At 74.8% G+C, this 7,299-nt stretch carries 5 protein-coding genes and 3 pseudogenes; 5 read left to right on the top strand and 3 right to left on the bottom strand.

Features of this window, described 5'->3' with window-relative positions:
• A pseudogene (locus JM949_RS31675) lies at window positions 1–123 on the bottom strand (SAV_6107 family HEPN domain-containing protein); the annotation flags it as partial.
• 502 nt (window positions 124–625) lie between these two features.
• Between JM949_RS31675 and JM949_RS31670 the strand changes: the two are divergent.
• From JM949_RS31670 to JM949_RS31650, 5 genes and pseudogenes are all read left to right on the top strand, one after another.
• A pseudogene (locus tag JM949_RS31670) lies at window positions 626–1,361 on the top strand (monooxygenase).
• Window positions 1,358–1,909, top strand: coding sequence for a GNAT family N-acetyltransferase (locus JM949_RS31665; protein ID WP_203151773.1), 552 nt, complete (start codon window positions 1,358–1,360; stop codon window positions 1,907–1,909). Before JM949_RS31670 ends, JM949_RS31665 begins: the two are co-directional and overlap by 4 nt.
• A complete protein-coding gene (locus JM949_RS31660) occupies window positions 1,906–2,805 on the top strand; it encodes a carotenoid biosynthesis protein (RefSeq protein ID WP_203151772.1) in 900 nt (299 codons plus the stop codon). The genes JM949_RS31665 and JM949_RS31660 overlap by 4 nt, the downstream gene beginning before the upstream one ends.
• Entirely contained in the window at window positions 2,802–3,926 is a 1,125-nt protein-coding gene (locus JM949_RS31655) for a glycosyltransferase (RefSeq protein ID WP_203151771.1), read from the top strand. Before JM949_RS31660 ends, JM949_RS31655 begins: the two co-directional genes overlap by 4 nt.
• Window positions 3,902–5,423: pseudogene (locus JM949_RS31650) on the top strand (phytoene desaturase family protein). Before JM949_RS31655 ends, JM949_RS31650 begins: the two are co-directional and overlap by 25 nt.
• 77 nt (window positions 5,424–5,500) lie before the next feature.
• Here the strand turns inward: JM949_RS31650 and JM949_RS31645 are convergent.
• Window positions 5,501–6,190, bottom strand: coding sequence for a CDP-alcohol phosphatidyltransferase family protein (locus JM949_RS31645; RefSeq protein WP_203151770.1), 690 nt, complete (start codon window positions 6,188–6,190; stop codon window positions 5,501–5,503).
• 44 nt (window positions 6,191–6,234) lie between these two features.
• Complete coding sequence (gene metF / locus JM949_RS31640; RefSeq protein WP_203151769.1) at window positions 6,235–7,152, bottom strand: methylenetetrahydrofolate reductase [NAD(P)H]; 918 nt, start codon at window positions 7,150–7,152, stop codon at window positions 6,235–6,237.
• Window positions 7,153–7,299: the final 147 nt, after the last annotated feature.

The raw sequence follows: 7,299 nt of genomic DNA, 5'->3' as shown, positions 1-7,299 counted from the left end.
ATCAGGTCGGGTCTGGCCGGCCTCGACCAGCCCACGGCGGGCCAACGTGAGGAGCTGGGCCGGGGTGCGGTGCGGCAGCACGTGCGCCGGCACCGTCGGTGCCTGAGCCGGGTTGGTCGCCATGAGTGTCTCTCCTCCACGTGGCCGAGACGTCGCTCCGGCGGGCTGAAGCGCCGACGAGACCGCCGAGGTCGGGTGGTGCGGAGGAAGACGCACCGGGTGCGGCCGCCGAGTGTGGATGCTTCCCCACACCACACCCGGCCGGCGGACCGGCGGGTGCGTTGCCCGCCGCCCGGGGGTCGTGGGCGGCGGGCAACGCTCCTGCCTGTTGGGACCAGGCTCGCGACTGCCCGGAAACCCGGGTGCGGCCCGCGGAGCCGCACCGCCCGGAATCGGCGCCGCGAAACGCCGCACTCCGGCTGGTTGGAACGAGCGTTCGAGGCAATCGAACACTCGTTCTAACTGCTGCTGACAGTACACCTCCCCACCGACGAAAATGCAACGTGTGACGCGCTGGGCGTACCGCCGAGTGAACCGACACCGGTGAACCGGGAAGAATGACCGACATGCAGGCACATCCGAACGTACGAGCGGCGCGGGACGCGCGCACCCCCGCCGGGGTGGCGTGAGCAGGGCTCCGGAGCTGGTCACACTGCACGTGTGGCGGACCTCCCGCGGCGCGCTGCCCCGAGCGCTGACCCGGATGGCGGTGGACCCGCGCCGGCTGCGCGCCCTCCCGGGAGCCCGGTTCGGCAAGCTGCTGGGCACCGGGACCGGCATCGACTTCGGGCCGAGGGACGCCGACCTGACCCGGTGGGCGGCGCTCACCGTCTGGGACTCCCCCGCCGCCGCGAACGACTTCGACGACTCGTCGGTCGGGCGCGCCTGGGCGCGCCTCGCCCGCGCCCAGGCGCGGATCGACCTGCGCCCACTGACCAGCCGGGGCGAATGGTCCGGTCAGCAGCCGTTCGGTGACCCGCCGGGCGGCCGGGTCACGGCCCGGTGCTGGCGCTGACCCGGGCTCGGCTGCGGCCCGCCGGGCCGCCACCTTCTGGCGGGCGATCCCCCCGGTCGCCGCCGCCCTGCGCGACGCGCCCGGACTGCTGGCCCGGTTCGGGGTGGGCGAGGCGCCGCTGGGCTGGCAGGGCACGGTGAGCGTGTGGCGCGACCCGACAGACCTGGTGGCGTTCGCGTACCGTCACCCGGAGCATCGGGCGGCGATCATGCGAACCTCCACCGAGGGTTGGTACGCCGAGGAGCTGTTCGCCCGGTTCGAGGTGCGCGACGTGGTCGGCGACCGGACGGTGCTCGGATGGGTCGCCGACGGCGACTCGGAAACGGTGAAGGGTGGACGGGCATGAGGTTGGTGCGCTGGACGCCGGACGATCTCGTCCGACGGCTGGACGACGTGGTGACCGTCTACGGCGAGGCGATGGGATACCGCACCGACCTGCTGGAGGCCCGGCGCGGCTACATCGCCACCCACGTCCGTCGGCCGGGTTTCCGGGCGGTCGCCAGCCTGACCAGCGAGGGTCACCTCGCCGGCTTCGGCTACGGCTATCTGGGCGCCGCCGGCCAGTGGTGGCACGACCAGGTGCACCGGGCGTTGGACGCTCCGGCCCGCAAGCGCTGGCTCACCCACTGCTTCGAGGTGGTCGAGCTGCATGTCCGGCCACCGGCGCAGGGTCACGGCCTGGGCGCCGGCCAGCTACGCGCGCTGCTCGGCATGGCCGAGGGTGACACCACGCTGCTGTCCACCCCGGAGGCCGTGGAGCAGACCTCGCGGGCCTGGCGGTTGTACCGGCGGTTCGGCTTCGTCGACGTGCTGCGCGACTTCCACTTCCCCGGCGACGAGCGGCCGTTCGGCGTACTCGGTCGGGACCTGCCGCTCGAGCCCCCCGCGTCATGACCCGGCGGGTGTCCTGGGCGCTGCTGGCCGTCCTGGTGTTCGCCCAGATCTGCTACCCGCTGACCAGCGGCGCCACCCGGGCCGGGCTGACCGTGGCCACCGTCGTGCTCGGTTGGCTGCTCTCGGTGGGCCACGCGCTGCTCAGCCGGGGTCCCCGGGTCGCGGCGGCGCTGGTCGCGGTGGCCACCGGTGGCGGGTTCGCGATCGAGGCGATCGGGGTGGCCACCGGTGTGCCGTTCGGCAGCTACGACTACTCCGGCGAGCTGGGCCCCAAACTGGCCGGGGTGCCGCTGATCATCCCGCTGGCCTGGACCTGGATGGCCTGGCCGGCCTGGTTGGCGGCGGTCCGGCTGACCGGCGGCGTCGCGTCGCGGGCCGGCGGCAACGGCCCGTCGACCGGCAGCGGCGCATCGTGGACCGGTCGTGGCGGGTCGGGGGCCGGGCTGTGGGGGCGGCGGATCGCGCTGGCCACGGTGGGGCTGGCCGCCTGGGACCTCTTCCTCGACCCGCAGATGGTCGCCGAGGGCTACTGGGTCTGGCGGGACGCCACCCCGGCACTGCCCGGCCTGCCCGGCATCCCGGTCAGCAACTACCTGGGCTGGCTGCTCTTCGCGGTGCTGATGATGAGCGCGCTACGCCCGCTGGCCGGGCCGGCCGTCACGCACACCGATCGGCGGGACCACCCGACGATCGCGCTCTACCTGTGGACGTACCTCTCCAGCATCCTGGCTCACGCCGTCTTCCTCGACCTGCCCGCCTCGGCGCTCTGGGGCGCCGCCGGCATGTCGGTGACCGCCGTACCGCTGGCGGTGACAGTGCTGCGCGCCCGCCGGGGCCGCGACGCGGACCGAGCGGACCAGCGGCCCCTCCGCACCGGCGTCGACGCGACCCGATGACCGTCCTGCTCGCCATGCTGGTCGCCGTCGCCGCGTTGACCGGGCACACCTGGCTCAACGCCACCCGCTGGCTGCGCCGGCCCACCGACCGGCCCGACGACCTCGACGAGCCGGTCGCCGTGCTGCTCCCACTGCGCGACGAGGCCACCCGGGTCACGCCCTGCCTGCGCGCCCTGCTCGCCCAGCGCGGCGTTCCCGGGCTGCGCGTCGTGGTCCTCGACGACGGCTCCACCGACGGCACCGCCGACGTGGTCCGCGCGGTGGTCGGCGACGATCCGCGGGTCACAGTGCTCACCGGGGTCGCCCCACCGCCGGGCTGGCTGGGCAAGCCGCACGCCTGCTGGCAGCTGGCCACCCGGGCCGACCCGGAGGCCACCGCGCTGGTCTTCGTCGACGCCGACGTGGTGCTCGCCCCGCGCGCCGTGGCCGCTGCCGTCACCGAGTTGCGCGCCGCCCGCGCGACGTTGCTGTCGCCGTACCCCCGGATCGTGGTGGCGACGGCGGCCGACCGGTTGGTGCAGCCGTTGTTGCAGTGGCTCTGGCTGACCTTCCTGCCACTGCGGGCGATGGAGCGCTCGCCGCGGCCGTCACTGGCCGCGGCGGGCGGGCAGTTCCTGGTGGTGGACCGGGCCGGCTACACCGCCGCCGGCGGGCACGCCGCGGTCGCCGACAAGATCCTGGAGGACGTCGAGCTGGCCCGGGCGGTCAAGCGGGCCGGTGGGCGGATCGCCCTGGCCGACGGCTCCCGGCTGGCCACCTGCCGGATGTACGACGACTGGCCGCAACTGCGTGACGGGTACTCGAAGTCGCTCTGGGCGTCGTTCGGGCATCCGGGCGCGGCGGCGGCCGTGGTGGCGGCGCTGCTGCTGCTCTACACCGCTCCGCCGCTGGTCGCGCTGGCGGTCGCCTCGACAGCTCCCCGGATGTCAATGGTTGCGCTCATCGCATACCTGCTGGGCGTGGCCGGGCGGGTGCTCACCGCCCGCGCGACCGGCGGCCGGTGGTGGCCCGACGCGCTCGCACACCCCGTGTCGGTCGTGGTCCTCGGTTGGTTGACAGTGCGGTCGTACCATCTGCGAAAGCGACGCCGCCTGACCTGGCGGGGCCGCCCGGTCAGCTAGGGAGGCGCGGCATGGCGCGGATCGTGGTCGTCGGCGCCGGAGTGGGTGGCCTCGCCACCGCCGCCCGGCTGGCCGCCACCGGGCACCAGGTGACCGTGTTCGAGCGGGCCGACACGGTGGGCGGCAAACTCGGCCGGTACGCCCACGACACCCCGGCCGGGTCGTTCCACTTCGACACCGGGCCGAGCCTGCTCACCCTGCCCGAGGTCTTCCACGACCTGTTCGAGGCGACCGGCGCGAAGCTCGACGAGTACCTGGACCTGGTCCCGCTGGACCCGATCGTCCGGCACGTCTTCGGAGACGGTGGCCCGACCCTGGACTCGTGCGCCGACCCGGTGGAGTTCACCGGTCGGATCGGGGCCGCCCTCGGTGATCGGGCGGCAGCCGACTGGCAGCGGTTGTGGCGTCGGGCGCGCGGGTGTGGCACGCCTCCTCGCGGGACATCCTGCGCCGTACCGTCGACTCGCCCCGCGACCTCGCGTCGCTGGCCTGGCGGGTCGGTGACCTGGCCGCCATCGCGCCGGGCCGCACCCTGCGCGGCCTGGGCCGCCGGCACCTGTCCGACCCTCGGCTGCGGATGCTGCTGGACCGGTATGCCACCTACACCGGCGCCGACCCGCGCCGGGCGCCGGCGGCGCTGGTCGCGGTCCCCTACGCCGAGCTGGCCTTCGGCGGCTGGTACCTGCGCGGCGGGCTGGGCACGCTCGCCGACGCGCTGCTGACCCGCTGCCTGGACCTCGGCGTGGTCGTGCAGACCAACGCCACTGTCACCCGGATCGACGCCACCGGCGGCCGGGTGCACGGGGTACGCCTCGCCGGCGTCACCGCGCCGGTGCCCGCCGACGTGGTGGTGGCCAACGTCGACGCGCTCACCGTCTACCGCGACCTGCTGCCACACGCGCGCCGGCTGGCCGGCCTGACCGACCGCAGCCTCGCCGGCTTCGTGCTGCTGCTCGGCGTCTCCGGCAGCACCGGGCTGGCCCACCACAACGTCTTCTTCCCCGGCGACTACGACGCGGAGTTCGACGCGGTCTTCGGCGACCCCGGGCGCGGCGTCCGGGCCCGGCCGGCGGCCGACCCGACGGTGTTCGTCACCGTGGCCGACGACCCGATGGTCCGGCCGGCCGGACACGAGGCGTGGTTCGTGCTGGTCAACGCCCCTCGGCAGGGCAGCGCGGCGGGCGCTGTCGACTGGCGACGGCCGGGGCTGGCCGACGCGTACGCCGACCGGATCCTGGACGTGCTGGCGCGACGCGGCGTGGACGTGCGCGACCGGCTGCTGTTCCGGGAGGTCCGCACCCCGGCGACCTGGCCGCGGCGACCGGCGCGCCGGGTGGGGCGATCTACGGCACCGCCGGCGGGTTGCTCCGCCCCGCCAACCGGGGCCCGGCGCACGGGCTGTGGCTGGTGGGCGGCTCCACCCACCCGGGCGGTGGACTGCCGATGGTGACCCTCTCCGCGCAGATCGTCGCCGACGAGATCGGCCCCGCCTGGTAGACCCGGCCCGCCCAGCCGGGGTCGGGCGGCTCAGCCGGCGTCGGGCGGCTCGACCCGCTCAGCCGGCGTCGAGCGGCTCAGCCGGCGTCGAGCAGGGCGCGGCGGATGCTGGAGAGCAGCTGCCCCAGGCCGAAGCCGGCCAGCAGCACCCACACCGCGGTCGCCATGGTGATGGTGCCGGCGGCCAGGTCCGGCTCGATCAGCCCGGCCAGCCCGGCGACCAGCAGCCCGGCCAGCGCCACCGAGACCCGGGTGGGGCGTTCGCCCACTGTCACCGCGCCGATGTCGCGCATACCGGCGGCGACCGCCCGGGCCCGGACGTACTCGTGCAGCCAGGACAGCGCGCCGCCCGCGACGACCAACCCACCCGGCGCACCCACCAGCCAGAAGGCCAGCAACCACGCCACCTCACCGAGCCGGTCGGCGACCGAGTCGTAGACGTAGCCGAGCCGGGTGGTGCGGCCGGTGGCGACCGCCACCGCACCGTCCACGCTGTCCGCCACGGCGGCCAGCAGCACGAACAGCGCGCCGAGGAACAGTCCGTTCCCGGGTCGGGTCACCAGCAGCGGTACGCAGAAGCAGAGCAGCACCCCGGCCACGGTGACCGCGGTGGGGCTGACCCGCAGCCGGCCCAGCACGTACCCGACGTGGTAGGCGAACCGCAGCCAGGCGCGCACCACCGGCGCCGCGACCCGAGGGTCGAACCCGCCGTGCAACCGCGCCCACGCGGTGGCGTACTGATCCCAGTTCAGCTGTGTGCCCACCACGGATCAACCGTCGTGCCGGGCATCAGGTGTCGCAGGCCCGGCGTTCACACCCGAGCGCCGGCCTTCAGGTTCTGCCAGACCTCGCGGGTCGCCGTGGACCGGTTGAGGGTGATGAAGTGGATCCCCGGCACGCCCTCGTCGAGCAGTCGGCGGCACATCTCGCTGGCCTGTTCGATGCCGAGCCGGCGGACGGCCTCCGGGTCGCCGGCGACGCGTTCGAAGCGGGCCGCCAGCGCCGGCGGGAACGGCGCGCCGGACAGCTGCACGGACCGCTCGATGGTGCCGATCTGGGTCACCGGCATCACCCCGGCGAGGATCGGGGTGTCGCAGCCGGCCGCGGCCACCCGGTCGCGCAGCCGCAGGTAGTCGTCGGCGTCGAAGAACATCTGCGTGATCGCGAACTCCGCGCCGGCCCGACACTTGCGGACGAACTGCGCCGTGTCACTGGCCACGTCGGGCGAGCGGGGGTGCTTGTACGGGAAGGCCGCCACGCCGACGCTGAAGTCGCCGGCGTCGCGCACCAGGCGGACCAGGTCCTCGGCGTAGTCCACCCCCTCGGGGTGGCGGATCCACTCACCGCCCGGATTGCCCGGCGGGTCGCCGCGGACGGCCAGCACGTTGCGCACCCCCACGCCGGCGAGCCGGCCGACCACGTGCCGCAACTCGGCGACGGAGTGGTTGACCGCGGTCAGGTGGGCCATCGGCAGCAGGGTGGTCTCGGTGGCGATCCGCTCGGTGACCGCGACTGTGGTGTCCCGGGTCGAGCCGCCGGCGCCGTACGTGATCGACACGAACGAGGGGCGCAGCGACTCCAGCTCGCGGATGGCCTGCCAGAGCAGCCGCTCCCCCGCCTCGGTCTTGGGCGGGAAGAACTCGAAGGAGAAGGTCGGCTGGTGCTCACGGATCAGCTCCCCGATCGCCGGCTGCGGATTGGGGAGTATCGAGGGAAGACCGAGCGCCACGACCCGACTCTAGCGGTCGACGCCGTCACGACCCAGGCGCTTCCCACCCCGGTGTCCGGTGCCGCCCCGGGTGCCCGACCCGGCGGACGCTGCCGCCCCGGCGTCACGGTCGCTGCCGGCCACGCCCCCGGCTGTTCGGAGGCTGCC

Origin of the sequence: Micromonospora tarensis (assembly GCF_016803395.1) — a bacterium.
Lineage (GTDB): Bacteria > Actinomycetota > Actinomycetes > Mycobacteriales > Micromonosporaceae > Micromonospora > Micromonospora tarensis.
Note: the sequence above shows the minus strand (reverse complement) of the source record. Positions and strands in the feature narration are given on the sequence as shown.